Annotated in this window: 24 protein-coding genes; 10 read left to right on the top strand and 14 right to left on the bottom strand. The window is 60.9% G+C overall.

The window, feature by feature from the left end; all coding sequences use genetic code 11:
* Positions 1-69: 69 nt before the first annotated feature.
* Genes ATY76_RS00400 through ATY76_RS00385 form a run of 4 tightly spaced genes read right to left on the bottom strand, consistent with a single transcriptional unit; the run spans position 70 to position 3,992 of the window.
* Entirely contained in the window at positions 70-813 is a 744-nt protein-coding gene (locus ATY76_RS00400) for an ABC transporter ATP-binding protein (protein ID WP_190233559.1), read from the bottom strand.
* Positions 813-1,688: an ABC transporter ATP-binding protein gene (locus ATY76_RS00395; RefSeq protein WP_088672821.1), complete on the bottom strand. Its 876-nt coding sequence runs from the start codon at positions 1,686-1,688 to the stop codon at positions 813-815. Before ATY76_RS00395 ends, ATY76_RS00400 begins: the two co-directional genes overlap by 1 nt.
* Positions 1,688-3,085, bottom strand: a complete 1,398-nt coding sequence (gene livM / locus ATY76_RS00390) for a high-affinity branched-chain amino acid ABC transporter permease LivM (protein ID WP_088672820.1) — start codon at positions 3,083-3,085, stop codon at positions 1,688-1,690. The genes ATY76_RS00395 and livM overlap by 1 nt, the downstream gene beginning before the upstream one ends.
* Positions 3,086-3,089: 4 nt before the next feature.
* Complete coding sequence (locus ATY76_RS00385) at positions 3,090-3,992, bottom strand: branched-chain amino acid ABC transporter permease LivH (protein WP_088672819.1); 903 nt, start codon at positions 3,990-3,992, stop codon at positions 3,090-3,092.
* Positions 3,993-4,542: 550 nt separating this feature from the next.
* On the opposite strand from ATY76_RS00385, the gene cysQ reads away from it, so the two are divergent.
* On the top strand, positions 4,543-5,340 hold the full coding sequence (gene cysQ, locus ATY76_RS00375; RefSeq protein WP_088672817.1) for a 3'(2'),5'-bisphosphate nucleotidase CysQ: 798 nt from the start codon (positions 4,543-4,545) through the stop codon (positions 5,338-5,340).
* Positions 5,341-5,993: 653 nt separating this feature from the next.
* Positions 5,994-6,719, top strand: coding sequence for a sugar transferase (locus tag ATY76_RS00370; protein WP_088672816.1), 726 nt, complete (start codon positions 5,994-5,996; stop codon positions 6,717-6,719).
* Positions 6,720-6,827: 108 nt separating this feature from the next.
* On the opposite strand, the gene ATY76_RS00365 is transcribed toward ATY76_RS00370, so the two are convergent.
* Positions 6,828-7,574 (bottom strand): helix-turn-helix transcriptional regulator, encoded by a 747-nt coding sequence (locus ATY76_RS00365; protein ID WP_088672815.1) that lies wholly within the window; start codon positions 7,572-7,574, stop codon positions 6,828-6,830.
* A 398-nt stretch (positions 7,575-7,972) separates the two neighbouring features.
* Here ATY76_RS00365 and ATY76_RS00360 point away from each other — a divergent pair, with 398 nt between their 5' ends.
* On the top strand, positions 7,973-8,248 hold the full coding sequence (locus ATY76_RS00360; protein WP_007533628.1) for a DUF1153 domain-containing protein: 276 nt from the start codon (positions 7,973-7,975) through the stop codon (positions 8,246-8,248).
* A 20-nt stretch (positions 8,249-8,268) separates the two neighbouring features.
* On the opposite strand, the gene ATY76_RS00355 is transcribed toward ATY76_RS00360, so the two are convergent.
* Positions 8,269-8,769: a paraquat-inducible protein A gene (locus ATY76_RS00355; RefSeq protein WP_088672814.1), complete on the bottom strand. Its 501-nt coding sequence runs from the start codon at positions 8,767-8,769 to the stop codon at positions 8,269-8,271.
* A 99-nt stretch (positions 8,770-8,868) separates the two neighbouring features.
* On the opposite strand from ATY76_RS00355, the gene ATY76_RS00350 reads away from it, so the two are divergent.
* Positions 8,869-9,147 (top strand): GNAT family N-acetyltransferase, encoded by a 279-nt coding sequence (locus tag ATY76_RS00350; RefSeq protein WP_088672813.1) that lies wholly within the window; start codon positions 8,869-8,871, stop codon positions 9,145-9,147.
* Positions 9,148-9,281: 134 nt separating this feature from the next.
* On the opposite strand, the gene ATY76_RS00345 is transcribed toward ATY76_RS00350, so the two are convergent.
* Positions 9,282-9,632 carry a flagellar export protein FliJ gene (locus ATY76_RS00345; RefSeq protein WP_088672812.1) on the bottom strand — a complete coding sequence of 117 codons (351 nt, stop codon included), beginning with the start codon at positions 9,630-9,632 and terminating at the stop codon, positions 9,282-9,284.
* A gap of 436 nt (positions 9,633-10,068) precedes the next feature.
* On the opposite strand from ATY76_RS00345, the gene ctrA reads away from it, so the two are divergent.
* Positions 10,069-10,770 carry a cell cycle two-component system response regulator CtrA gene (gene ctrA / locus ATY76_RS00340; protein ID WP_003542362.1) on the top strand — a complete coding sequence of 234 codons (702 nt, stop codon included), beginning with the start codon at positions 10,069-10,071 and terminating at the stop codon, positions 10,768-10,770.
* Positions 10,771-10,985: 215 nt separating this feature from the next.
* Here the strand turns inward: ctrA and ATY76_RS00335 are convergent, their stop codons facing one another.
* Positions 10,986-11,348 (bottom strand): response regulator, encoded by a 363-nt coding sequence (locus ATY76_RS00335; protein ID WP_011426567.1) that lies wholly within the window; start codon positions 11,346-11,348, stop codon positions 10,986-10,988.
* A 120-nt stretch (positions 11,349-11,468) separates the two neighbouring features.
* Positions 11,469-12,116 carry a histidine phosphotransferase family protein gene (locus ATY76_RS00330; protein WP_088672811.1) on the bottom strand — a complete coding sequence of 216 codons (648 nt, stop codon included), beginning with the start codon at positions 12,114-12,116 and terminating at the stop codon, positions 11,469-11,471.
* Positions 12,117-12,310: 194 nt separating this feature from the next.
* On the opposite strand from ATY76_RS00330, the gene ATY76_RS00325 reads away from it, so the two are divergent.
* On the top strand, positions 12,311-12,898 hold the full coding sequence (locus tag ATY76_RS00325; RefSeq protein ID WP_088672810.1) for an EipA family protein: 588 nt from the start codon (positions 12,311-12,313) through the stop codon (positions 12,896-12,898).
* 116 nt (positions 12,899-13,014) lie between these two features.
* Positions 13,015-14,175 (top strand): hypothetical protein, encoded by a 1,161-nt coding sequence (locus ATY76_RS00320; protein WP_088672809.1) that lies wholly within the window; start codon positions 13,015-13,017, stop codon positions 14,173-14,175.
* A gap of 3 nt (positions 14,176-14,178) precedes the next feature.
* On the opposite strand, the gene ATY76_RS00315 is transcribed toward ATY76_RS00320, so the two are convergent.
* Together ATY76_RS00315 and ATY76_RS00310 are read right to left on the bottom strand one after the other, a co-directional pair.
* Positions 14,179-15,003: an RNA methyltransferase gene (locus tag ATY76_RS00315; RefSeq protein ID WP_088672808.1), complete on the bottom strand. Its 825-nt coding sequence runs from the start codon at positions 15,001-15,003 to the stop codon at positions 14,179-14,181.
* 7 nt (positions 15,004-15,010) lie between these two features.
* On the bottom strand, positions 15,011-15,397 hold the full coding sequence (locus tag ATY76_RS00310) for a hypothetical protein (RefSeq protein ID WP_088672807.1): 387 nt from the start codon (positions 15,395-15,397) through the stop codon (positions 15,011-15,013).
* 41 nt (positions 15,398-15,438) lie between these two features.
* Between ATY76_RS00310 and ATY76_RS00305 the strand changes: the two genes are divergently transcribed.
* Positions 15,439-16,464 carry an RluA family pseudouridine synthase gene (locus ATY76_RS00305; protein WP_088672806.1) on the top strand — a complete coding sequence of 342 codons (1,026 nt, stop codon included), beginning with the start codon at positions 15,439-15,441 and terminating at the stop codon, positions 16,462-16,464.
* Positions 16,465-16,640: 176 nt separating this feature from the next.
* Positions 16,641-17,549, top strand: coding sequence for an RNA polymerase sigma factor RpoH (gene rpoH / locus ATY76_RS00300; RefSeq protein WP_088672805.1), 909 nt, complete (start codon positions 16,641-16,643; stop codon positions 17,547-17,549).
* A 333-nt stretch (positions 17,550-17,882) separates the two neighbouring features.
* Here the strand turns inward: rpoH and ATY76_RS00295 are convergent, their stop codons facing one another.
* Together ATY76_RS00295 and ATY76_RS00290 are read right to left on the bottom strand one after the other, a co-directional pair.
* The gene (locus ATY76_RS00295; RefSeq protein ID WP_088672804.1) at positions 17,883-20,402 is read right to left on the bottom strand and encodes a hypothetical protein; all 2,520 of its coding nucleotides are present in this window, start codon (positions 20,400-20,402) and stop codon (positions 17,883-17,885) included.
* 60 nt (positions 20,403-20,462) lie between these two features.
* Positions 20,463-21,761: an adenylosuccinate synthase gene (locus ATY76_RS00290; protein ID WP_088672803.1), complete on the bottom strand. Its 1,299-nt coding sequence runs from the start codon at positions 21,759-21,761 to the stop codon at positions 20,463-20,465.
* A gap of 193 nt (positions 21,762-21,954) precedes the next feature.
* Between ATY76_RS00290 and ATY76_RS00285 the strand changes: the two genes are divergently transcribed.
* Positions 21,955-22,872, top strand: a complete 918-nt coding sequence (locus ATY76_RS00285; protein WP_088672802.1) for a DMT family transporter — start codon at positions 21,955-21,957, stop codon at positions 22,870-22,872.
* On the opposite strand, the gene ATY76_RS00280 is transcribed toward ATY76_RS00285, so the two are convergent.
* Entirely contained in the window at positions 22,869-23,720 is an 852-nt protein-coding gene (locus ATY76_RS00280) for a GNAT family N-acetyltransferase (protein WP_088672801.1), read from the bottom strand. The genes ATY76_RS00285 and ATY76_RS00280 overlap by 4 nt on opposite strands.
* Positions 23,721-23,905: the final 185 nt, after the last annotated feature.

Here is a 23,905-nt window from a genome sequence, read left to right as displayed (position 1 = left end):
GTCATGCTCTCATCATTTCATTCAGAGCAGGATTCAGATTTTGGCTAACGCGCCCTAAAATCATCCTGTCTAGTGTCTTCCACCTTCGAGATAAGCGGCGCGGACCTCGGGGTTGGCGAGGAGTTCCTTGCTGGAGCCACTCATCGTTACCTTGCCGTTCACCATGACGTAGCCGCGATGCGAAAGCCTAAGAGCTGCGAATGCATTCTGCTCGACCAGAAACACGGTCAGACCTTCCTGCTCATTCAGCTTTTTGATCGCCTCGAAGATGCCCTTTACGATGAGCGGCGCCAGGCCGAGCGAAGGTTCGTCAAGCAGCAGCAGCTTCGGGCGGGCCATGAGTGCACGCCCGATCGACAGCATCTGCTGCTCGCCGCCCGAAAGGGTGCCGCCGCGCTGGGCGTGGCGTTCCTTGAGGCGCGGGAAGAGCGTGAAGATTTTCTCGACGTCCTCGGCGAAATATTTGAGATTGTCGAGACCCGCCCCCATCTGCAGGTTCTCCAGAACCGTCATACGGGGAAAGATGCGGCGACCTTCCGGCGACTGCGCGATGCGCAGCCGGGCGATTTCGTGGGTCGGAAGCTTGGTGATGTCGCGGCCCTCGAAGACGACGGAGCCGGTGCGGGCCTGAGGGCTGCCGCAGATCGTCATCATCAGCGTCGATTTGCCGGCGCCGTTGGCGCCGATCAAGCTGACGATCTCGCCCTTGTTGACCTCGACATCGATGCCGGCCAGCGCACGGATATTGCCATAATAGGTTTCGACGCCATTCACCTGAAGAAGCGGTTGACCCGTCATTGCTGCATCGCCCATCAATTTGCGCCTCCTTCGAGCTGCTCGACGGTTGCGATCACCTCTTCCACTTCTTCGTCTTCGACACCGAGATAGGCCGCGATGACCTTCGGGTCGTTCTTCACATGGTCGGGCGTTCCATCGGAAATCTTCTGGCCATATTCGAGGACGACGACGTGGTCGGAAATTTCCATCACCACCGACATGTCGTGCTCGATGAGCAGAATGGATGTTCCGGTATCGGCGCGGATGCTCTGCAGAAGCTCATTGAGCTTCGCCGATTCCCGCGGATTGAGGCCCGCGGCCGGCTCATCCAGGCAGAGCAATTCCGGCCCGGTGCACATGGCGCGCGCAATCTCGAGACGCCTTTGGGCGCCGTAAGGAAGATCGCCCGCCGGATCATCGGCGCGGTCGATCAGTTCTGCCTTTTCGAGCCAATGGCGCGCAAGTTCGACCGCGGCGGTTGCCTCCCGCTTATAGGGACCGATGCCGATGAGGCCGAGGATGGTGAAGCCCGATGCCTGCATCAGCTTGTTGTGCTGGGCGACGAGCAGATTTTCGAGAACCGTCAGGCCGGAGAACAGCCGGATGTTCTGGAAGGTGCGCGCCACCTTGGCTTCCTTGGTGATGCGAAAGTCCGGCAGACGCTCCAGCAGATATTGCTTGCCGCTTTTCTGGTTGAGCGTGATCATCCCCATCGTCGGCTTGTAGAAGCCGGTGATGCAGTTGAAGACGGTGGTCTTGCCGGCACCGTTCGGACCGATCAGCGCGGTGATATCGCCGCGCTTGGCCTCGAAGGAGAAGTCGTTGATGGCCATCAGGCCGCCGAACTTCATCGACAGGTGTTCGACCTTGAGAAGCGTGTCGTTCGACATCGCGTTGCTAATGGGGCTCATCAACCGTGGCCCTCCTTGGTGAAGCTTCCTGAGACCGCCTTGCGCTCCTTGAGGAAGGCGGTCGGCTCACGCGAACCAACGAAGCCGCGTGGCTTGAACAGCATGACGATGACCATGGCCAGGCCGAAGATCAACATCCGGTAAAGTTCCGGCGTAAAGTCAGGTCCGAAGATCTCCTTCAGGAAATCCATTTCGCGAAGAGCCTCGGTGCCGCCGACCATGACGACAGCAGCGATCGCAATACCCGTCAGCGAACCCATGCCGCCAAGAACGACAATAGCAAGAATGACTGCCGATTCGAGGAAGACGAAGGATTCCGGTGAAACGAAGCCTTGGCGGGCTGCGAAGAACGAGCCTGCGAAGCCCCCGAACATTGCACCCGTCGCGAACGCCGTGAGCTTGGTCGTCACGGTGTTGATACCAAGTGAACGGCAGGCGATCTCGTCTTCACGCAGTGCTTCCCATGCACGACCGATCGGCATGCGGCGCAGCCGGATCGTGACATAGGCGGTCAGCATGCAAAGCGCCAGGATGACGTAGAACAGGAAGACCTTGTAGTAGCCGGAGGCCATGGGCAGCCCGAACACTTTGGCAAAATTGTTCGCCTTGCCGACGTCGAAAGTCCAGATGCCGAAGACCGACGCCTTGGCGATACCGGAAATACCGAAAGTGCCTTTCGTAACTTCCGTCCAATTTATGATGACCAGACGAATGATCTCGCCGAAGGCCAGCGTGACGATCGCGAGATAATCACCGCGCAGACGCAGCACCGGAAAGCCGAGAATGACGCCCCAGAGAGCCGCAAGGATACCCGAAAGCGGCAGCAGCACCCAGAAAGAGAGGCCGTAATAGCTTGAAAGCAACGCGTATGAATAGGCGCCGACGGCGTAGAAGGCGACGTATCCGAGATCGAGAAGACCCGCGAGACCAACCACGATGTTGAGGCCCCAGGCGAGCATCACGTAGATGAGGATCTGAATGCCGAAATTATCGACCATCGTCAGTGAGCGCTGCGGACCGTAGATGAGCAGAGCAGCCATCGGGTAGATCAGCAGGAATACAAGAGCGATCTTGAGGAAATGCTGGTGGAAGAAGTTCTTCTCGGTCGAGATCTCGAGATCGCCCTCTCGCGCCTTGTTGAGCTTGCGGCGATCGATATTCGGCTTGATCAAGACGACCATGATGAACCGGCCGACGGCAGCGATCAGCACGAAGATCGCAAGCAGCCCCCAGCGCTGGACGACAATCAGCTCGTTATTGATGTTCTGCTGCGTGCCGAGACCGACATAAAGCACGAACAGACCAAGGGTGACGAGGCCGGCGAAAAAAGCTTCCCTAAGCCCCTTCTGGACAAGTCCGGCATCGGGCTCGCCTGCAGAATTCTCGATATTTGCCATGACGTTATACCTTCTCGACTTCCGGCCGTCCCAGGATACCTGTCGGCTTGAAGATCAGCACGAAAGCGAGGATGGCGAAGGTCGCGACATCCTTGTAGGCGATCGTGAAATAGGCCGACCACAACGATTCGATGAGGCCGATCATCAACCCGCCGAGAACGGCGCCCGGCAGCGAGCCGATGCCGCCGAGAACGGCCGCGGTAAACGCCTTCACGCCCGGCGTGAAGCCGTCGGCGAACGAAGCAACGCCATAATACATCAGATACATCGTCCCGGCGACGGCAGCGAGTGCCGCACCCATGACGAAGGTGATGGAGATCGTCTGGTCGACATTGACGCCAAGCAGCGCCGCCATCTTGCGGTCCTGCTCGGTGGCGCGCTGGGCGCGGCCGAGTGCTGTACGATTGACGATATACCAGAAGGCCGCAAGCAGCACCGCCGTGATGACGATGATGATGACCTGCTTCAGCGACACCGAAATATTGCCGAACTGGTAGACCGAGCTCACCATCGGCGGGATCGGCTTGTTGCGCGGACCCTGCGTCACCTGGATGAAGTTGGACAGCACGATCGACATGCCGATCGCAGTGATCAGCGGCGCCAGGCGGAACGAACCGCGCAATGGGCGGTATGCGATGCGCTCGATCGTCCAATTCCACAAACTCGTCATCAACATCGCGACGACAAGCATCGCCAGCAGCAGCACTGCCACCGGGAGACCTGCGAAGATGGATGTGAGGACGAGAAAGACGATAAGAGCGGCGAAACCACCGAGCATGAAAATGTCGCCATGGGCGAAGTTGATCATGCCGATAATGCCATAAACCATCGTATAGCCGATAGCCACAAGGCCATAGATGGATCCGAGCGTCAGCCCATTGAAGAGCTGCTGGACGAAATACTCCATATGTCGTTTTCCCCTGGATGCGAGCGCAAAATGCTGCATCTCTTTTTGGTTATTCGGTTCCCCGTTTCAGGCAACCTCATAAGCCGCATGCATAGCGGTTTCGTTGAAAATGTGAAGACAAAAAGGATTTACTCCGCCAGATTCTTGCGGAAACAGGCCGACATGGCCCATTTTGAACCAAAATCCACAGAAAAACAGCAAAGTTGGGCGCGTTTTTAGCCAAAAACGGTCACTGAATTAACCGTTCCCAAACGACGCCGGTGATTCCTACCAACACCATAGTGCGTAAGCTATTCCACCGAATTGGAAGTTGGCGCAAATTCCGACCCTGAGGCGGGTGTTTTTTCGAATGCCATTTCACGAGCAAACGCCCGCCATCTTCGTCTGACAATACTGGGAACTTATGGTAGCATTCCGAATGCGTGAATTGGGGATGCGCAGCGTGACGGAAACACCATATAAATAGCTGGCAAGTATATGGTTGTGACAGGGATGGTTTGCGGACGAGCGGCAGCGGGGCGCTCGACGCGTGGCGAACGGCAAAAGGACAATGCTGAGGACATTTGAAAAGGCGGCACTGGAAGCCGGTAAGGCCATCATCACGGTCTTGCGCGAGGGCTTTCCCGTCGCGATGAAAGCGGATGCAAGTCCGGTCACCGTCGCTGACGAGGAGGCCGAGCGCATCATCCTCGGCCATCTTGCCAGAGATTATCCCGACATACCTGTCGTGGCCGAGGAATCGGTTGCCGCCGGCAAGGTGCCCGATATCAGCGGCCGCGGTTTCTTCCTGGTCGATCCTCTCGACGGCACGCGTGAATTCGTCGACGGACGGCAGGAATTCACCGTCAACATCGCCTATATCGAAAACGGCGCACCGGTGGCCGGCATCGTCTATGCTCCCGCACTCGGGCTTGCCTTCTCCGGAGAATGCGGCCGCGCGGAAAGGCTGGTCATCACCGAGGATTTCGCGGTCGGCCAGCGTACAGCCATCACCGTCCGCGAGCAGCCGGACGACAGGCTGGCGCTCGCAAGCCTGCGCCACAACAGTCCGGAAACCGGCAGCTTCCTTGCGCACCACGCCATTTCCAAATGCACCAACATCGGCTCGTCGCTGAAATTCTGCCTGCTGGCCGAAGGCAAGGCCGACGTCTATCCGCGCTTCACCCGCACCATGGAATGGGATACCGCGGCCGGCGACGCCGTGCTGCGCGCCGCCGGCGGCTCGACCGTGACACTGGACGGCGCGCCGCTGACTTATGGAAAGACGGGAACGGCCGCCGATTTCGACTTCGCCAATCCGAACTTCATTTCCTGGGGCGGCAGGAAACGCGTGCTCGAGCCGGCATGATTCCGCGCCGGGATCGCCGAATACCGGCAACGGCGCTCGTCCTTCGAAATTTACTGCCTGTCTGCAGCTGGTAGCGACCAGTTCCGCACGTGCAGCCATCCCTTCCCCTCGCCACCTACTGTCTTGCTGTGATCGAGCCGCTCCCTGCGCCACCAGAGGCGATGAGCTCGCAAACTGATTCGCGATCGCCGGGTTTTAGGGGTGATTCTACCCCCGGAGCCGGCTTGCTGCGTCTTTTTCGAACGTCTGCTATGCGCGGCCTCGCCTTGATTTTGTCATATTCCGACACATTTTGGGAACCAGCGAACACCCTCGCCCTCAAAATTTAGGGCGGGAATTCGTTAAAAACATTCCCTGACGTCTATTGGTCGCGTGCCGAAACCGCACGCCGGCCAACCCCTGGAAGCCCATGCCAAAGGCCTAAAAAACTTGATGAAATTCCAATTATTAACGAAATATCATGAGCTTGCCTCAACTTAACGCAAATGCGAAAGATTTGTTGCGATGCGATATTTCTCTGGACAGCATTACACAATTGTCGCATTTTTCCGTTTTAGTAGGGTTACCAAGACCTGAGTGCAGCCCTGGTGACAGGGTTAACCATTGATCGCCTATTGCCGCCGCGCCCCCTCGAAGACAACAGAGTACGATCCTTGAGCATCACGGAACTAAACAACACCATTTCGAATGAGTCCTTCCGGCCGAGCCGCCGCCAGCTGCCGAGCCTGAAGATCCAGACCCCTGTTATCCATAGCGATGCGCCGCAGGCGCCGTGGATGGATCTTGCCCTGAAGCGGGCGTTCGACATCGTTTCGTCGTTGAGCGCCCTCCTCGTCCTCGCTCCTTTCCTTCTGCTGGTCGCCGTGCTGATCAAGCTCGACAGCCCGGGACCGGTACTTTTCAAGCAGACCCGCTGGGGTAAGAACTGCAAGGCCATCAAGGTCTACAAGTTCCGCTCCATGCGCACCGATCTCTGCGATGCCACCGGCGTTGCCCAGACGGTGAGGAACGATCCACGCGTCACCCGCATTGGCGCCATCCTGCGCCGCACGAATATCGACGAGCTGCCGCAGCTGCTGAACGTGCTGCTGGGCGACATGTCGGTCGTCGGCCCGCGTTGCCATGCTATCGGCATGCGCGCCAGCGACATGCTTTACGAAGAACTCGTTCCGGAATACCACCAGCGCCACGCCATGCGTCCCGGCATGACCGGCCTTGCCCAAATGCGCGGCCTGCGCGGCCCGACCGATCGTCCGGCCAAGGCCCGCGCCCGCATCGCCTGCGATCTCTATTACGTTCAGAATTTTTCCATTCTGATGGATATGCACATCATCGTCGGCACCGTCGTGTCGGAACTGACCCGCGGAAAAGGCTTCTAAGCCTTCCGTAACCAGCCAGCCCGCCCCTTCCCATTTCGCCCAAAACCGCAGCGCGGTTTTGGGCGAAATGCTTTTGGAGGAAAATCTCGTAGCGAAGAGCAACGCTTTTCAGAGCAGCCGGTATCGGAATGCCCTGGCGACCGCCTGCATGCGGTTTACCGAATCAAGCTTGCGCATCGCGCTCTTCAGATAGCCAGCCACCGTATGCGACGAGAGATCGAGAATGATCGCGATCTCGTCGCTGCTCTTTCCGGCTGCCGACCAGCGCAGGCATTCGATTTCGCGCCGCGTCAGCGTCTCCAATGGCGCATCCTTGAAGCTCTGAGCGCGCGAGACCCTGTCCAGAAGCTCCATGCAGCCGTAAAGCAGCGCCGTCGCCTGCTCGCGTGCGGGCATGGGAGCGCTGCCCGAGAAGGCGAAGATGTATTGTTTCAGGTCAGCGTCGTGCAGCGTGAGGGCGAAGGTGTTCTTCAGTCCGTGCATCTGAAAGAGTGTGTTGAGACGCCGGTTTTCCTGATTGGCCGCACTGCCCTCAAAAGATCCCTCCTCGCAGAAGACCGGCATCGCCGTGCGCTTCATCGCGGTCAGCAGCCGGCTGCAATAGAAGAGATCGGCCGCCTCGTAGAAGCTGACGAGGTTTTGCGGCCAGTTGCTGCTCAGGCAATTTTCGATGAAGCCCGTGCGGTCGCCGCGCGGGAAAGCCGAAAGCAGGTAGAAATCGAAATCCGCAAGCTTCGCCAGCTCCCCGAGCCGCGCCTTGCTTTCGTTGAAAGACATGCCGGAGCCATCGGCCTGCGAAGGCGAAAATGCAGCATCCTCAGCGCAGTCGCCGCCTGCGCGCTCGCGTCTTTTCATGTGCGTATCCTTCTGGAGCAAGCTTCGGCTCGCGTCGCTGGCGGCGGAGAAGGCTCACGCCACAGCATCGGCAAAGCCGGCTTTCGCCCGCACCCATTCCGAATTCCGAGAGTACGAAACGAAAAAGCCCGAACTGAACTGATACAGCGGAAAGACGGAGACGAAGGCTTGCGCTCGTTTATGCTGCGCCGCTTATAAAATTTTCCGGGAAAAGCAGGTAATATTTATTCCGCATGGCTCCCATGCAGCCGTCACAAATTGACGTAGCGGCGGGCAATCGTCCTAAATCGCCTCGGCCCATCTAAATTTGTTATCAAAGTCTTACGATGGGCTTAGGCAATTTTTAAATGTGGCAAGCTAGAGTGGCGTCCGTGGTCTTGCGTTGTGTAGAGAGTCCCATGACCGAAATGATACGTCCCCGAGTAAAATATGTCATCGGCCCCGATGGCAGCCCCCTGACGATCGCGGATCTTCCGCCGCCCAATACGCGGCGCTGGGTGATCCGCCGCAAGGCAGAGGTTGTCGCGGCTGTTCGCGGTGGCCTGTTGAGCTTGGAAGAGGCCTGCGAGCGTTATACGCTCACGGTCGAAGAGTTCCTTTCCTGGCAGTCGTCGATCAACAGCCATGGCCTGGCCGGCCTGCGCACCACGCGCATCCAGCAATATCGCCACTGATCGCACGCCATCATCGACATTTATTTCGGGCCGGACGCATTTCCCATCAGGGAATGAAGAAGGCCCGAAATCATTGACGAGGCCGCGTAACACCAGAGGCCGGGCTGCGTGAAGGCATCCGCCAACCCCGTTGTCTTCGCCGCAGCAATGACGATCGCGACCAGCAGCACGTCCATCATTGACCACTTGGACAGATGCGGCACGACGCGACGATAGAAAAGGCTCCCGGCCGCGCCGGCAGCCGTCGCTTCCGCCGCGATCCCAATCATCTTCAGGAGCGGAAGCACGATCGACACCAGCGCGACGATCGCCGCCAGCAGCCCATCCCCGCCTTGCCAGAGCGAAACGACGATTTCGATGAGCGATGGGGTCTGATCGAAGAAATACAGCGTCTCGAAACGGACCAGCGGCAAGACGAGGCCGAGCGCCAGAAGGAACGGCGCCGTCACGAGAAGAACCGGGCGGATTACCGAAAGCGCGCTCCTTGCCGTGAAACCTCGCGCCGATCCGACATTTTTCATGAACACTCCGTTTCCCCCTGGAACTGCGTCACCGGCTTGGCACGGCCGCGCCGCCGTGTCACCGTCGGCGGCAACAATATCTGTGCATGAGGAAAGACGATGGACATTCGAAATGAAGAAGGCGCCTCCGGCGGCCGCTATGCCGTAGAGGTCGAAGGCCACGGGGCGGAGATGACCTATTCACGCACGTCGCCGAAGCTCGTCATCATCGATCACACGGCCGTTCCCGACGCGCTGCGCGGCAAGGGCGTCGGCCAGGCATTGGCGCTTCACGCGGTGGAAGCTGCCCGCGCCGGCGGCTGGAAGATCATTCCGCTCTGCCCTTTCTTCAAAGCCCAGGCGCAGCGCCACCCGGAATGGCACGATGTCGTGAATTGATTCATGCGGCCGAAGTAGCCGCACTTTGGGACGATAACGGAAACACCAAAAGCCATGTATGACGGACAGCGCGCCCATCATACATGGCTTCTCTCTGGCGATCCCAGGCGCCGAAGCCGGCGCCCGTCCTTCTGTTAGGCCCTTGCCCGGGCGCTGACGTCACGCTCTTCCAGCGCCGCCGCCCTTGCATATTCCGCCTGCATCTCCTCGAGCGCCAATTCCAGCGCCTCTTCCTGCATCTTCAGTTCCTTGATCGAAACCTGCAGGTTGTCGGCCCGCTGACGCGCAGCCTTGGCGAAGGTCGGATAAGCAAAGTGATTCGGGTCTGATATACCGGACTTCTTTTCCTCGACGACGATCTGGCTCTCCAGATCCTTCGTCATCCGTTCGAATTCGGACATCATCATCTGCAATTGCTGCAATTGACGTCGTTTTTCGTTCACCTGAAACTCTTTCAGGCGAACGAGACTTTCTCGCGACTTCATACGCATTACTCCCGTGATGCGAGACCCCGGCTCAACTTGAAACCGCCCTGCGCGCCGCTTTGACACGGTTTGCTAAAAAATTTCCTGCGATATTAACAAAAACCTACCGCTGGTAACCTTTCGTTTACGGGCATCGTTAATGATAGACCCGATGATTTAAGGCTCGGTAAATGCCGCGGCATGAAGTTCGAACCTTTTCATTGGCGAGTCGGATGAATCACTTAGCGCTGTTTCCTAATGTTAAAGTTGAGGAACGCCTTTTTGAGATTCCTATTGGAAAACAGAGAAATGGAAAAATTATTTAATAAATTCGATACTCCTTGCCAGAGTGAATTAGAATTTGTTAACCATTTCGTGGCAGCTTCCAAATCACGTAGCTTGTTCGGTAGCGTGTAGGGGGCCAGACCACCTTTCGGCGGCGGTAAAGGGGATAATTATGCGGGTACTACTCATCGAGGATGACAGCGCTACGGCGCAGAGCATCGAACTGATGCTCAAATCTGAAAGTTTCAATGTTTATACCACCGATCTCGGTGAAGAAGGCGTCGATCTGGGCAAGCTGTATGATTACGATATCATCCTTCTCGATCTGAACCTGCCCGACATGTCCGGATATGAAGTGCTCCGCACTCTCCGCCTGTCCAAGGTCAAGACACCGATCCTCATTCTGTCGGGCATGGCAGGCATCGAAGACAAGGTTCGCGGCCTGGGCTTCGGCGCCGACGACTACATGACCAAGCCGTTCCACAAGGACGAGCTCGTCGCCCGCATTCACGCTATTGTTCGCCGCTCCAAGGGCCACGCACAGTCGGTCATTATGACGGGCGAGCTCATCGTCAACCTCGACGCCAAGACCGTCGAAGTCGGCGGCCAGCGCGTCCACCTGACGGGCAAGGAATATCAGATGCTGGAGCTGCTTTCGCTCCGCAAGGGCACCACGCTCACCAAGGAAATGTTCCTGAACCACCTTTACGGCGGCATGGATGAGCCGGAACTGAAGATCATCGACGTCTTCATCTGCAAGCTGCGCAAGAAGCTTGCCAACGCCGCCGGCGGCGCCAACTACATCGAGACGGTCTGGGGCCGCGGTTATGTTCTTCGCGAGCCGGATGGCGCCGAATACGCTGAAACCGCTTGATTTTCCGATCCCCCTTATCGGATGACGAAGATCCCGCCCTTCCGGCGGGATTTTTTCGTTTTTGGCCGGCAACGCTGCCTCAGCCAATAGGGGCAGAACCTTTCATTTCGGCCAGCGAAGCAGAAGAAATAGAGAGCCGCGGCGTCAGCCGAACGCGCCCGCGCTTTTCGGCATCGGGTTCCGGGATTGGGCGATGTTGCGGAATACGCCTTCCGTCAGGCGGCGATGGCGCGATTTCCGAAGACGGCGGTCAGGATCTTCCGATCGAACGGCTTCAGCAGGAAGTCGGTGGCGCCGGCGCGTTTTCCCGCCATCAGCTTCTTCAAATCGGCCTCGATGACGCAGTAATAGATCTTGACCTCTTTGCCGCCGTCCATGGCGCGGATGGCAGCAATGAGATCGAGCGCGCCCTCCATGCCGGAATCGACGATCAGATATTCCGGCAGTTCCGTCTGGCAGCGCTGCAGCGCCTCGGCGGCATTGGAGGCCTCGCTGACGAGAAAGTCGAGTTCGGAGAGAATGCGCTTGCCGACCTTGCGGACGATGTCCGAATTATCGGTGATCATGAACCTTTGCATGGCCGCTCCTTTTCCCCCGCATTCGTCGCAGCGAGGGGCCTCTTACAACCTTAGAGAATAGGTCCATCAGGCTAAGGAATCGTTACCGGACGCGCGCAGCGACCCCTCCCCGCACCGATTTCAGGCAGTGGCAACCACTGCGGTGAACACCAGTTCATCGGGGCTTGCGCTGTGATCGAGTGTCATTCCGCACTCCTCGGCCAGAAGCACCGCGTAGTAAGGCTGGATCGAATGGGCGTCGATCGCCTCCTCGATCGTGCCGGTCGAGATCTCGACGAACTTCGGCGGCAGACGCATCAGCTTGCCCTTCGCCGTGAGCTTGAACTTGGCGTCGAATTCGGGATTTTCGAGCGTCACCTCCAGCACGCCGCCGCGCGGAATGGAGGAATAGGCGACGAGGAAGAGATTGAGCAGCAGCTTGACGCGGTTCTTGGCGACGATGGCGCGCGGCCCGTTCCAGATCACCTCGGTCTTCTTTTCGGCGACAGCGAAATCCTTCGCCGCCCGCTCGGCCTCGCCGGTATCGATAGACGCGCCGACGGAGCCGGACGCGCCGAAAGCAAGACGGGCGAATTTCAGCCGGACAGAAGCGTTGAGTGCACTGGTGCGGATCAGATCCATGGCATCGGAATCGGCACCGCCCTCATCCAGGAGTTCCAGGCCGTTGTTGATCGCGCCGACGGGCGAGATGACATCGTGGCAAACGCGGCTGCAGAGAAGCGCGGCCAGGTCCGGGCCGGACAGGGTAAGATTGGGGTTCTTGGACATCATCGTCTCCTGAGGGGCGGCAAGTTCATCGCGCCCGGGATTATGCTTCGTCGAAATTGCGCGAAGTTTGCGATCGCATTCGGTGCCATAATGACACCATATTTGGTAAACCGATTGTTAAGATCATCGGCGCAAAATGCATCAATCGCCGCGAGCGCTTGCCGCTCACAGCCAACCGACGAACGGATGACACCATGCGCCATCGATTCCCGCGCCGATTCATCGGCTTCTGCAGGCTGTTTTCGGCCATCGTCCTCTCCACCTTAATGGTTGCCGGAACGGCCGCCGCGCAGGACAACAGCAAATATACGATGCAGGAGATCGTCGATACCGGCCACTCCTTTTTCGGCTCGGCCAGCGGCGGACTTGCTAAAGTCGTCGAGAGCGCCTTTCAGAAATACGGTCTGCCGAACGGCTATATCCTCGGACAGGAAGGCGGCGGCGCCTTCATCGCCGGTCTCACCTATGGCGAAGGCCAGCTGAACACCAAGAATGCCGGCGAACATCCGCTCTACTGGCAGGGCCCTTCCCTCGGCATCGACTACGGCGGCCAGGGCTCCCGCGTGATGATGCTGGTCTACGACCTGCCTACCGTCAACGGCATCTATGCCCGCTTCGGCGGCGTCAGCGGCTCGGCCTATGTGATCGCCGGCTTCGGCATGACGCTGCTGAAAAACAACGACGTGCTGGTCGTGCCGATCCGCACCGGCGTCGGCGCCCGCCTCGGCGTCAATGTCGGCTATCTCAAGATCACCAGCGCGCCGACCTGGAACCCCTTCTGAGCCGGCAAAACCGCAGCAAATGGCCGCCGTTCGCATCGGCGGCCTTGCGATATCCGCCATGCATGCTTAATCATCACGGTTGACCCTGTATTAACCTTCTAATCGATGGCCGCGCCGTGATCGAATATGCTCTGTTGTTCGGATTGGGCTTCCTGACCGCGGCCTTCCTCGTCTTTCTGGTTTCGCCCGCCGTCCATCGTCGCATCGTCTGGTACACCGAGAACCGGCTGAAGGCGACGATGCCGCTGAGCCCGCAGGAAGTGCGCGCCCAGAAGGATATGGTGCGCGCGCTCTATGCCGCCGAGAACGCCCGCACCACGCAGGACCTTCTGCGCGAGCGCGAAAAATCCCTGTCGTTCCAGTTGCGCCACGATGCGCTTGCCGTCGATGCCGGAAGGCTTGCCGCCGAGATCGGCGAATTGCAGGCTCAGATCGGCGAGATGCATGTCGAGGCGGCCGAGCAGCGCTCGCATCTGCGCAAGGACGAGAACTATATCAGCCAATTGAAGACCAACCTTCACATCGCCGAGCAATCCGTTGCCAACAAGGAGAGCGAGCTGGCGACAATGCGCACGCGGCTGAGCAAGCTCGGCGAACAGACCGACGGGCTGAGAATCGACCTGGCGGCACGCGACACCGAGGCGGAAAGCTTGAAATTCCGCGCCAACGCGCTGCGCGACGAACGCGACACGCTGCGCCAGGACGTCACCTTGCTGCAGAAGCGCGCCAAGGATGCCGAGCAAAAACTGACGCAGCAGCAGCATATGGTGATCCGCCTGGAGGACAAGGCCGCGCGCGAAAGCGCTTCCGCCGCTGAAAAGGAAACACAGCTCGCCCGCCGCCAGCAGGAGATCACCAAGTTGAAGGACCAGTTGAAGGCCGCCAATGCCGAGATCCGCAAGATCAACCGGGTGCTGCGCGATGCCGGCCTTGCCAAGATGGCGGCCGAACTGCCGGTGGAAATAACCGCCGAAGATGCAGCCGAATCCGCATTCGACGCCGCCGCCATCACCGCTGAGATGGGCGAGGATGTCCGCACGCGCAGTGCTGCCCTTGCCGAGCGCCTGCAGAAGGCAAAGACCGTGACCGGACGCGATGGCGCGATCCGCGAGGAGATCGCCTCGATCGCCGCCAATATGGTGGCGCTGACCGCGCTCAACGAAGGCCCTTCTTCACCGATCCGGACACTGCTGCCGGATGCCGGCAACAAGAACCCGAACGAGCGCGTCAGCCTTGCCGACCGGGCGGCCGCCATCATTGCCGATCCGGTGCGATAAGCTTCAGATCCGGCCCATGGCCGAGGCCATGGAAAACAGCGCGATCCCCGTCGCGGTCGCGGCGTTGAGGCTGTCGAGTTCGTCAGACTGCGGGATGCGTGCGCTCTGAAAGCGCGCAAGCAGCTCTTCCGGCAAGCCCTCCCCTTCCGTGCCGATGACCAGCGCCATACGCGCCGAGGCCGGAATGGCACGGATATCGGTCTTGCCATGCGGTGAGAGCGTCCAGATGGCAAAGCCACGTTCGGCAAGTGCTAGAAGCATATCCAGCGCCTTGCCGCCGCGCCGGTGCGGGACGCTCAGCACCGAACCGACCGAGACACGCAGCGCCTTGCGGTAAAGCGGATCGCAGGAAGTTTCGTCGAGCAGAACCGCATCCGCCCGGAAGGCGGCCGCATTGCGGAACATCGAGCCGGCATTGTCGTGGTTGGAAATGCCGCAGCCGACGAGCACCAGCGCCCGTTCCGGCAATGCATCGAGAAGGGCCGCCTCGCCGCGATCCTCTCGCCGGCCGAGGGCGAGAACACCGCGATGCAGGTGAAAGCCGACGATGCCGTCAAGCACATCCGCCTCGGCGACATAGACCGGCACATCGGCAGGAAACCGCTCCAGGATGGACCGCACGCCGTTGACGCGGTTGCTGAGCAGCAGGATCTTTTCGGCCGAGAAGCCGCGGTCTGCCGCATGCGCCTCGGCGAGCATGCGCAGCACGACGGTGCCTTCGGCGATGAAACGGTTCTCCCGGCCCGTCAGGTCACGCTCGCGGATATCGCGGAATTCGGCAATGCGCGGGTCGGCGGCGCTGTCGATGACGATCGGGTCGGCGGCCATGCCGGCCTCAATTGCCAGCGACGGTGACGTCGGCGACGGTACGGCCCGTCCTGAGATCGAGCACCAGCGCCTTTCTCTTGCCCTCGACGGTTTCGCCGTAGAACAGGATCTGCCCTGCCGATAACGACGTGGACTGCACCTTGAAGCCGAGCGGCAGGGAGACAGTCGCCGCAAGCGGCGCATCCGAAGGCACGCCGGAGGCGCTGATGGCCGAGGCCGGCTCCTTCGATTCGCTGCGCGTCACCTTGTAGACAACGGCACCGAAGACCGCCATAAGGCTCACGAACATGATGGCGCCGGAAACGATCTGCAGGCGGACCATCTTGCGCCGGACACTTTCCATCGCCGGATCAAGGGGCTTCTCTTCCTGGTCGTCTGGCTCGATTACTGTCATCTGTGCGTCCCGTTCTAAAAATACGTCGGAGAAGAAGCGTCTTGAGCGACCCCTTTAAACAAGCAGCCGGCATTAGAAAAGTCCTGACGGCCGATGAAACCGCCGAAGGCCGGCTCGACGCCTGGCTGACGGCGCAGCTCGGCGAGGAGTTTTCCCGCAGCCGGATCAAGGTGCTCATCAAGGACGGCCAGGTTTCCATGCGCGGCCAGCTCGTCACCGATCCGCAGCGCAAGGTGCGCGCCGGGGACAGTTTCGAGATCACCCTGCCCGAGCCCGAAGACCCGACGCCGCGGGGTGAAAATATTCCGCTGGATATCCTATATGAGGATGATGACCTCATCGTCATCTCCAAGCCAGCCGGCCTCGTCGTCCATCCCGCCGCGGGCAACTGGACGGGGACGCTGGTCAATGCCCTGATCCACCATTGCGGCGATACGCTTTCCGGCATCGGCGGCGTGCGCCGCCCCGGCATCGTCCATCGCCTCGACAAGGACACGACCGGCGTCATGGTCGTCGCCAAGAACGACATCGCCCACCGCCATCTCTCGCTTCAATTTGCCGATCACGGCCGCACCATGCCGCTGGAGCGGGCCTATCAGGCCGTCGTCTGGGGCCGGCCCCGCTCGCTGTCGGGCACGGTCGACGCACCGCTCGGCCGCGCCACCGGCGACCGCACCCGCCGCGCCGTCAAGCGCCCTGACAGTCACGACGCCGATGAGGCGATCACGCATTACCAAGTGATCGAGCGTTTCCAGGAGAACCCGGACGCCACCGCGCTCGCCTCGCTGGTCGAGTGCCATCTCGAAACCGGCCGCACGCACCAGATCCGCGTCCACATGGCCCATATCGGCCATCCGCTGCTCGGCGATACGGTTTATGGCGCAGGCTTCAAGACCAAGGCCAATGCCCTGCCCGAAGAGGTCCGCAAAATCGTCAAGGCGTTCGACCGTCAGGCCCTGCATGCCTTCATGCTGCAGTTCGAGCATCCCCGCACCGCCGAGGTCATGCATTTCGAAACGCCACTGCCGGATGATATGGTGGAATTGATCGAGGCGCTGCGGGGATAGACGTTTCTCGAGGGTCTCACACCTGCGTGAGCGACGCCTTGAACCGCGCTTTTGCCATACTTATCTGTATATAGACTTAGTGCGGGCTTGGATAAAGCCGCACGTCCCGGTTTGCCTTTCTTGACGCGAGGGCGCGTTTCCATCGGGAACCGGAATCTATATCAGGAGGGTGCACTATGGCCCGAAATACCTTGCCGTCCATTACCGCCGGCGAAGCCGGTCTCAATCGTTATCTCGACGAAATCCGCAAGTTTCCCATGCTCGAACCGCAACAGGAATACATGCTTGCGAAGCGCTACGCCGAACATGGCGACCGCGATGCCGCCCACAAGCTCGTCACCAGCCATCTTCGTCTCGTCGCGAAGATCGCAATGGGTTACCGCGGCTACGGCCTGCCGATCGGCGAAGTCGTCTCCGAGGGCAATGTCGGCCTGATGCAGGCCGTGAAGAAATTCGACGCGGAGCGCGGTTTCCGTCTCGCCACCTATGCCATGTGGTGGATCAAGGCTTCGATTCAGGAATATATCCTGCGCTCGTGGTCGCTGGTGAAGATGGGCACGACAGCCAACCAGAAGCGCCTGTTCTTCAACCTGCGCCGGCTGAAAGGCCGCATTCAGGCGATCGACGACGGCGATCTGAAGCCCGAGCACGTCTCGGAAATCGCCACGAAGCTGAATGTGTCGGAGGAGGAGGTCATCTCGATGAACCGCCGCCTTTCCGGCGACGCTTCGCTGAACGCGCCGATCAAGGCAGCCGAAGGCGATAGCGGCCAGTGGCAGGATTGGCTGGTTGACGACCACGACAGCCAGGAAGACGTGCTGATCGAACAGGATGAGCTCGAAACCCGCAGGCGCATGCTGGCGAAAGCCATGAGCGTGTTGAACGAACGCGAACGCCGCATCTTCGAGGCCCGCCGCCTCGCCGAAGATCCGGTAACGCTGGAGGATCTTTCGGCGGAATTCGACATCAGCCGCGAACGCGTCCGCCAGATCGAGGTCCGCGCCTTCGAAAAAGTCCAGGACGCCGTCCGCAAGGAAGCCCTGGAACGCGCCAAGGCCGTCCGCGTGGTCGAAGCTACGGCCTGATAGACTGGCTTGAGAATCGAAACGCCACCCCTCCGGCACGGACGGGTGGCGTTTCTGTTTCTACGGTTTGTACAGAGCGCGTAAGGCTGTGGCTATGTGGCTCAAGCTCAGCAAAACAGGCGGTCCTGACGGGCACGCCGTGCGGCCCCCTCATCCGACCCTTCGGGCCACCTTCTCCCCGCTGGGGAGAAGACGGAGCAAGCCGCTTGCCTTCGTTTCCACGATCGATGCTTTCAAGAGGGGCGGAACGCTGTCACAGCTCTCCTTCTCCCCTGCGGGGAGAAGGTGCCGGCAGGCGGATGAGGGGGCCACCGGCAGAAGCCGCGATCCACCTCACTGGCTCGTCGAGACATCCCCGAGAGCGTTCCATTCCTTGATCGCGGTGTTGAAGGCTTCCGTTCCCGAGTCGCCCTTTTCCATCGTCAGCAGCGCGCGGCGGCCGTTTCGGTAGGTGATCGGGATATCGATCCAGCTGCGGGTGGCCATGAGGTCCAGGTTGGCTTTGCGGGCGTCGGGATAGTCGTTGAGTGCGATCATGTGGAAATCATCGGTGATCTTGGCCGGAACCGCGATCAGCGCGTCGCCGCGATCCTGCTCGGTGCGCTTCATCGAGATACGCTGAACGCTTTCGATACTGCCGCCTTCGAAGTTCGGCGGCACGGAGAAGACGATCTCGACGAGGTGGCTTGCCGGCAGCGACGGATCGGAATTGCGCTTGAAGGTGACGAGTGCCGAGAGATTGCGCTCGGGAACTGTGACGTTGCCCTGCACCGTCGCCTCCTGCCGGCCGTCCTGGCCGGCTTCGCGCTGCACGCTCCAGACGACCGATCCCTCGATCGCCGTTGGCGAACTCTGGCCGATGCGCTCCTCATAGAGGAACATTTTCTGCGACGAGCCGACGGGTGCGGTCTGCTGCGGCGATGCCGCCGGACCGTTCGGCGTCAGCGTTTCGGCCGGTGCCGCATCGCCTTGCGCGCTCGCCGGCGGCGTATCGGCCGCGGCGACGTTCTGTTCGGCGACCGACTTTCCTTCCGCAGTCGGCGTTCCCGGCACGCTGGCCGGCCCGCTATCGACCTCGGTGCCGTCGGTCAACAGCCGCTGGGTAAACTTGGAACTGGCCGCCGCGCCGTCATTGTTCAGCGACGCCACCTGCTGGTTCGGCTGTGCCAGCGCCGGGGAAGTATTCTCAGCACTCTGTGGGGCTGTCGGCTGGGCGGCCGGCGCCGCTGCGCCCGGCTGTTGAGGCGTCGCAGACTCGGACGGAGCCATCGTCGCTTCGTTCCGGGTCGCCTGCGACGGCGCCGAGCTCACGAGCCCGTCGACCATCGCCACCAGCGCTTCTCTGTTCATCCAGCCGGCATAGGCGCCGCCGCCGATCAGAATGAGCGCGAAGATGAGCGTAATCACCGTGCCGATGCCGAAGCGGCGGCGTTTCGGCTCCATGCGGAAGCTCTTGCCCTGCAGCTTGGAGGCAACGAGCTGATCGATATCCATGCCGGGATTGCTGTCATCGTCGTCTGCGGCGACCGGGCCGCGGCGATCGTAGCCGCGAAGCGTCTTTGCTTCGCGCCATTGCTCGTTCGGTGCGCCGGCGGCGGGCGCAGGCTTTCCGTCGTGCACTTCCGCGAAGATATCGACATCGTCGAAATGCGAGGCAACCGGCGTCTTCTTGTCGGTGCCGGCCTCGATCGGCGGCAGATCGTCGAAGGCGGCCTTCTCCCAAGAGAAAGCTTCCTTGGCGGTCGGCATCACGGCGGCGGGCGCCACTTTTTCGAGGCTCGATATCACGTCTTCGAAGGCGCGCGCCGAAGTGTCGGGGGCAGCAGGCGCCGTTTCCGAATATTGCCGGAGCTCTTCTTCCGCCCATTCGGTCTCGGCATCCTTGGGTGCCGGGGCCGGCGTCTCGGCGGCAGGCTCGGTCCAGACGGGATCGAAATGTCCCGCGGCATCCGCCTGCAGCGGCTCCTCGCGGCTATGCTCGACAAATTCCTGCGGACGATCGAAATCGGCGACCGGCTCCACCAGCCGCTGGGCCGCTTGGCCCAGGCCGCCCGCGACCGGCTGGAAGGATTCGATAGGCTCGTAAGCCGCCTCGCCCTGAGGCTCGTCGGCTTCGGCATCAGCCGGTTCGGCCGCGATCTCTTCGGCCTGCGCGGGATGCTGCTCGTCACCCCGGTAATCGTCGGCTTCCTCGTAGGGATGATGCTCGGCGACCGGCTCCCGAAGGCCGTCCTCAGCCGGCACGTCCTCGGCAGTGGCGTGATGCGCCTCGGCGGCATGCCATTCCTCGGCCGGCGCCTCCTCCTCATGCGAGGGATGCCAGTATGTCCCGGCGGGAGCGGGCTCCTCTTCCTCCGGGGAAACATGGGCCTCAGTGGGGGCAGCCGTCTCTTCGGAAAGGGGCTCGTCGGCAGGGACCTCGTCCTGAGGCTCCTGCGGCGCGACAGCCTCCATGTGCTCTTGATCCGGTTCCTCGGCAGTCGCGGCAGGCTCGGCGGCCTGCGGTTCCGCATAGGCTTCGTAAACCGGTTCCCCGGCTGCCGTCTGCGCCGCGGGTGCTGATTCGCCTTCGTCGTGAACCGCTTGTTCTTCCGAAACCTCCGGCTCGGCTTCGGCGGCAACCGCCTCGTCGAGCGGCAGCGCCTCGGCGTGTTCGCCTTCCACTTCGCGGATGGCGGCCTCGAGCTTTTCGAGCTGGCGTTGCAGCATGGCTTCCGGCGGACGCGGCTTCATGTTCTCGAGCTGCCGCTGCACTGCGCCGCGAGCACGTTCGTAGACCTTCACCCGCATCTCGGGGGTATTTTCAGCCAAGCCGTCCACGGCCCGCCGAATAACTGCAATAAAATCCGCCATCAGTACTTTCTCAAGAAGTCCGGCACTCTCCCGAACTATCCCCTACAGTGACCCGTGAGCTTAATCCTCAAACGGATCGGTCACAAGTATGGTGTCATCCCGCTCCGGGCTGGTGGAAAGCAGCGCGACCGGCGCCCCGATCAGCTCTTCGACCTGGCGAACATACTTGATCGCCTGTGCCGGAAGATCCGCCCAGCTGCGCGCGCCCACGGTCGATTCCTTCCATCCCTCCAGCGTGACATAGACCGGTTCGACCCTAGCTTGCGCTCCCTGGCTTGCGGGAAGATGATCAATCTGTTCGCCGTCAAGCATATAGCCGACGCAGATCTTCAATTCATCGAGGCCGTCGAGCACGTCGAGCTTGGTGAGCGCGATACCGGTGATGCCGTTGGTGGCGATCGACTGGCGCACGAGGGCCGCGTCGAACCAGCCGCAGCGGCGCTTGCGCCCGGTCACCGTGCCGAATTCGTGGCCTTTTTCGCCAAGGAACTGGCCGACTTCGTCCGTGAGTTCGGTCGGGAACGGGCCTTCGCCGACGCGGGTCGTATAGGCTTTGGTGATGCCGAGGATATAGCCGAGCGAGCCGGGACCCATGCCGGAACCGGCGGCAGCCTGACCGGCCACCGTGTTCGAGGAGGTCACGAAAGGATAGGTGCCGTGGTCGATGTCGAGCAGGCTGCCCTGCGCGCCTTCGAAAAGAATGCGGGCGCCCTTGCGGCGCTCCTTGTCGAGGAAGAGCCAGACCGTATCGCGGAACGGCAAGACCCGATCGGCAATCGAGGTCAGTTCCTCCATGATTGCCTGGTGGCTGACTTCGGCAACGCCGAGGCCGCGGCGAAGGGCATTGTGATGCGTCAGGATACGGTCAACCTTGCCGGAAAGGCTTTCGAGGTCGGCAAGATCCATGACGCGGATGGCGCGGCGGCCGACCTTGTCTTCATAGGCCGGGCCGATGCCGCGGCGCGTCGTGCCGATCTTGGTGCCGCTGTTGGAAGCCGCATCCTCGCGCATCGCGTCGAGCTCGCGGTGCAGCGACAGGATGAGCGTCGCATTGTCGGCGATACGCAGATTGTCAGGCGTGACACTCACGCCCTGGGCCTCCAGCCGGCCGATCTCGGCGATCAGCGCGTGCGGGTCGACGACGACGCCGTTGCCGATCACCGCCATCTTGCCGGGACGCACGACGCCGGAGGGCAGCAGCGAGAGCTTGTAGCTCGTGCCGTCGATGACGAGCGTATGGCCGGCATTGTGTCCGCCCTGATAGCGCACGACGATATCCGCGCGTTCAGAAAGCCAGTCGACAATCTTGCCCTTGCCTTCGTCACCCCATTGCGAACCGACCACGACTACGTTCGTCATCTAACTCTTCCTGTTACCGGCGCTGAACCGCGCACCTGCTCAAACCCGCGCATCTATAAAGCTTTGTTTTTGGGAAAGCGACCCTGTTGTCACAGGCGATTGGGCTTTTTACGTGACAAATCAGCCGCCGGCAGGCTATTTCCCCTGCGAAAACGTCGCTTGTCGCTCACCAAAACCCGAGGAAGAAACGCTCTTGCAAGCCACGGCCTATATCTGCCTCGTCATTGCCACCCTCTGCTGGGGCGGCAACTCCGTCGCCGGCAAGCTTGCGGTCGGCCATGTCAGCCCGATGATGCTGACCTTCCTGCGCTGGTTCCTGGCCGTCGCGCTGATCGCGCTGATTTCGGTGCCACAGCTCAAGAAGGACTGGCCGATCGCCAGGAAGAACCTGCCGCTGCTGCTGTGTTACGGCGCAATCGGCTACACGCTCTTCAACGCCATGCTTTACTCGGCGGTGCAATATACGACGGCGATCAACGTCGCCATCGAGCAGGCCGGCATTCCCATGCTGATCTTCCTGCTCAATTTCGTTTTCTTCCGCACCGGCATTTCGCTGGCGCAGTGCCTCGGCTTCGGACTGACGCTGGTGGGCGTGGCGCTGACGGCCGCCCATGGCGACCTCGCCACGCTGCTGCAGCTGCAGCTCAACCGCGGCGACGGGCTGATGATGATCGCCATCGTCGCCTATTCGCTCTACACGATCTTCCTGCGCTGGAAACCGCCGGTCGACTGGCGAACGCTGATGGCCTTCCCGGCCATCGCCGCCATGCTGACCTCGCTGCCGCTGCTCCTTTGGGAAGCAGGCCGGGGTGCGGCGCAATGGCCTGATCAGGCCGGCTGGGGCATCACGCTCTATACGGCAATCTTCCCCTCGCTGCTGGCGCAGATCCTTTATATCAAGGGCGTCGAAGCGATCGGCGCCAACCGGGCCGGGCTCTTCATCAATCTCGTGCCAGTATTCGGAACCCTGCTCTCCGTCGCCCTGATCGGCGAGAAGCTTCAGTCTTTCCACATGATCGCACTGGTGCTGACCCTCGGCGGCATCGCGATCGCCGAAAAGGGCCGGCCGAAAGCTTCAGCTCCGACCGTTCCCGCCTCGCCCGTGGACTAACCAAGCTCGAGCGTTGTCACGCCGAAGACGTGTTTCAGCGGGATGGCCGGGGCCGGCCCGCGATACATGCGCGTCGTCTCGAACACCGGTCGAAGGCCGATGCTTTCGGCAAGTACCACCGCCTCGCGGTTCTCGACGGGAATGTCGATGAAGATCGAAGCCCCCTTCGCTTCGGGGATCAGTTCGGCAAGCAGCGCCGCGGCGCTGTCGGCATCATTGGCAAACAACGGCCCGATCTTGTAGCCCTCGTAACAGCGGCGGATCGTGCCGTAGCCGCGGATCTTGTGGCTCTTGCGCACCACGGCCGTCCGGCGGCCCTTGCGGCCTGTGCACCAGGCCGCAAGGAACGCATCCCGCGGCTGCGGAAAGATCGCCGAGTCGTAGCGCTGCAAGCCCTCGAGGCGTGAATCCAGCACCGGCTGCGCGATGAGCGTCGAGACAGGCAGGGAAGAGGCGACACCGCCGTAACGGATGGTGGAATAGGCGGGCTCGAAGCCGGCCTTGCGGTAATTTTCCTGCTGTGCGGCGACGCCGTCGAGACCAATCGTCCGGCCTTCCGCCGTGGCGATACCCGCCTCCCAGATCGCCTTGCCGTAACCTTTGCCGCGGAAATCCGGATGGACGATGTAGAGGCCGACAAAGGCGAAACTGTCGCCATATTTGACGACCGAGATCGAGCCGACCGGAACCTCACCGATGGCGCCGACGAAGAAGCCCGAAGGATCGGCTTCGAGAAATGCCAGCGAATCGTCGAGGCCCGGGTTCCATCCCTCCTGGCGCGCCCATTCGAGCACGAGCTCCAGTTCGCCGGGCCGCATCGAACGAACGGCAAAATCCCCCGAATTCATGCGACCTTCCCAGATTTAATGTCCCGCAAGTCCATCCCGGCAACGGCAAAGCAATTGTCAGGTCCAGGCTCCCCGATTGCACCTGCAAATGATGGAGAATCCCGCGCTCATGGTCTTGGCGACGCGGTATAATCATTTTCGATGCAATGCAAAAAGCTTCGTTTCCGCATTATCATGAAACCGGG

Origin of the sequence: Rhizobium sp. R339 (assembly GCF_002211395.1) — a bacterium.
Classification (GTDB): domain Bacteria; phylum Pseudomonadota; class Alphaproteobacteria; order Rhizobiales; family Rhizobiaceae; genus Rhizobium.
This window is presented reverse-complemented; position numbering and strand designations above follow the sequence as displayed.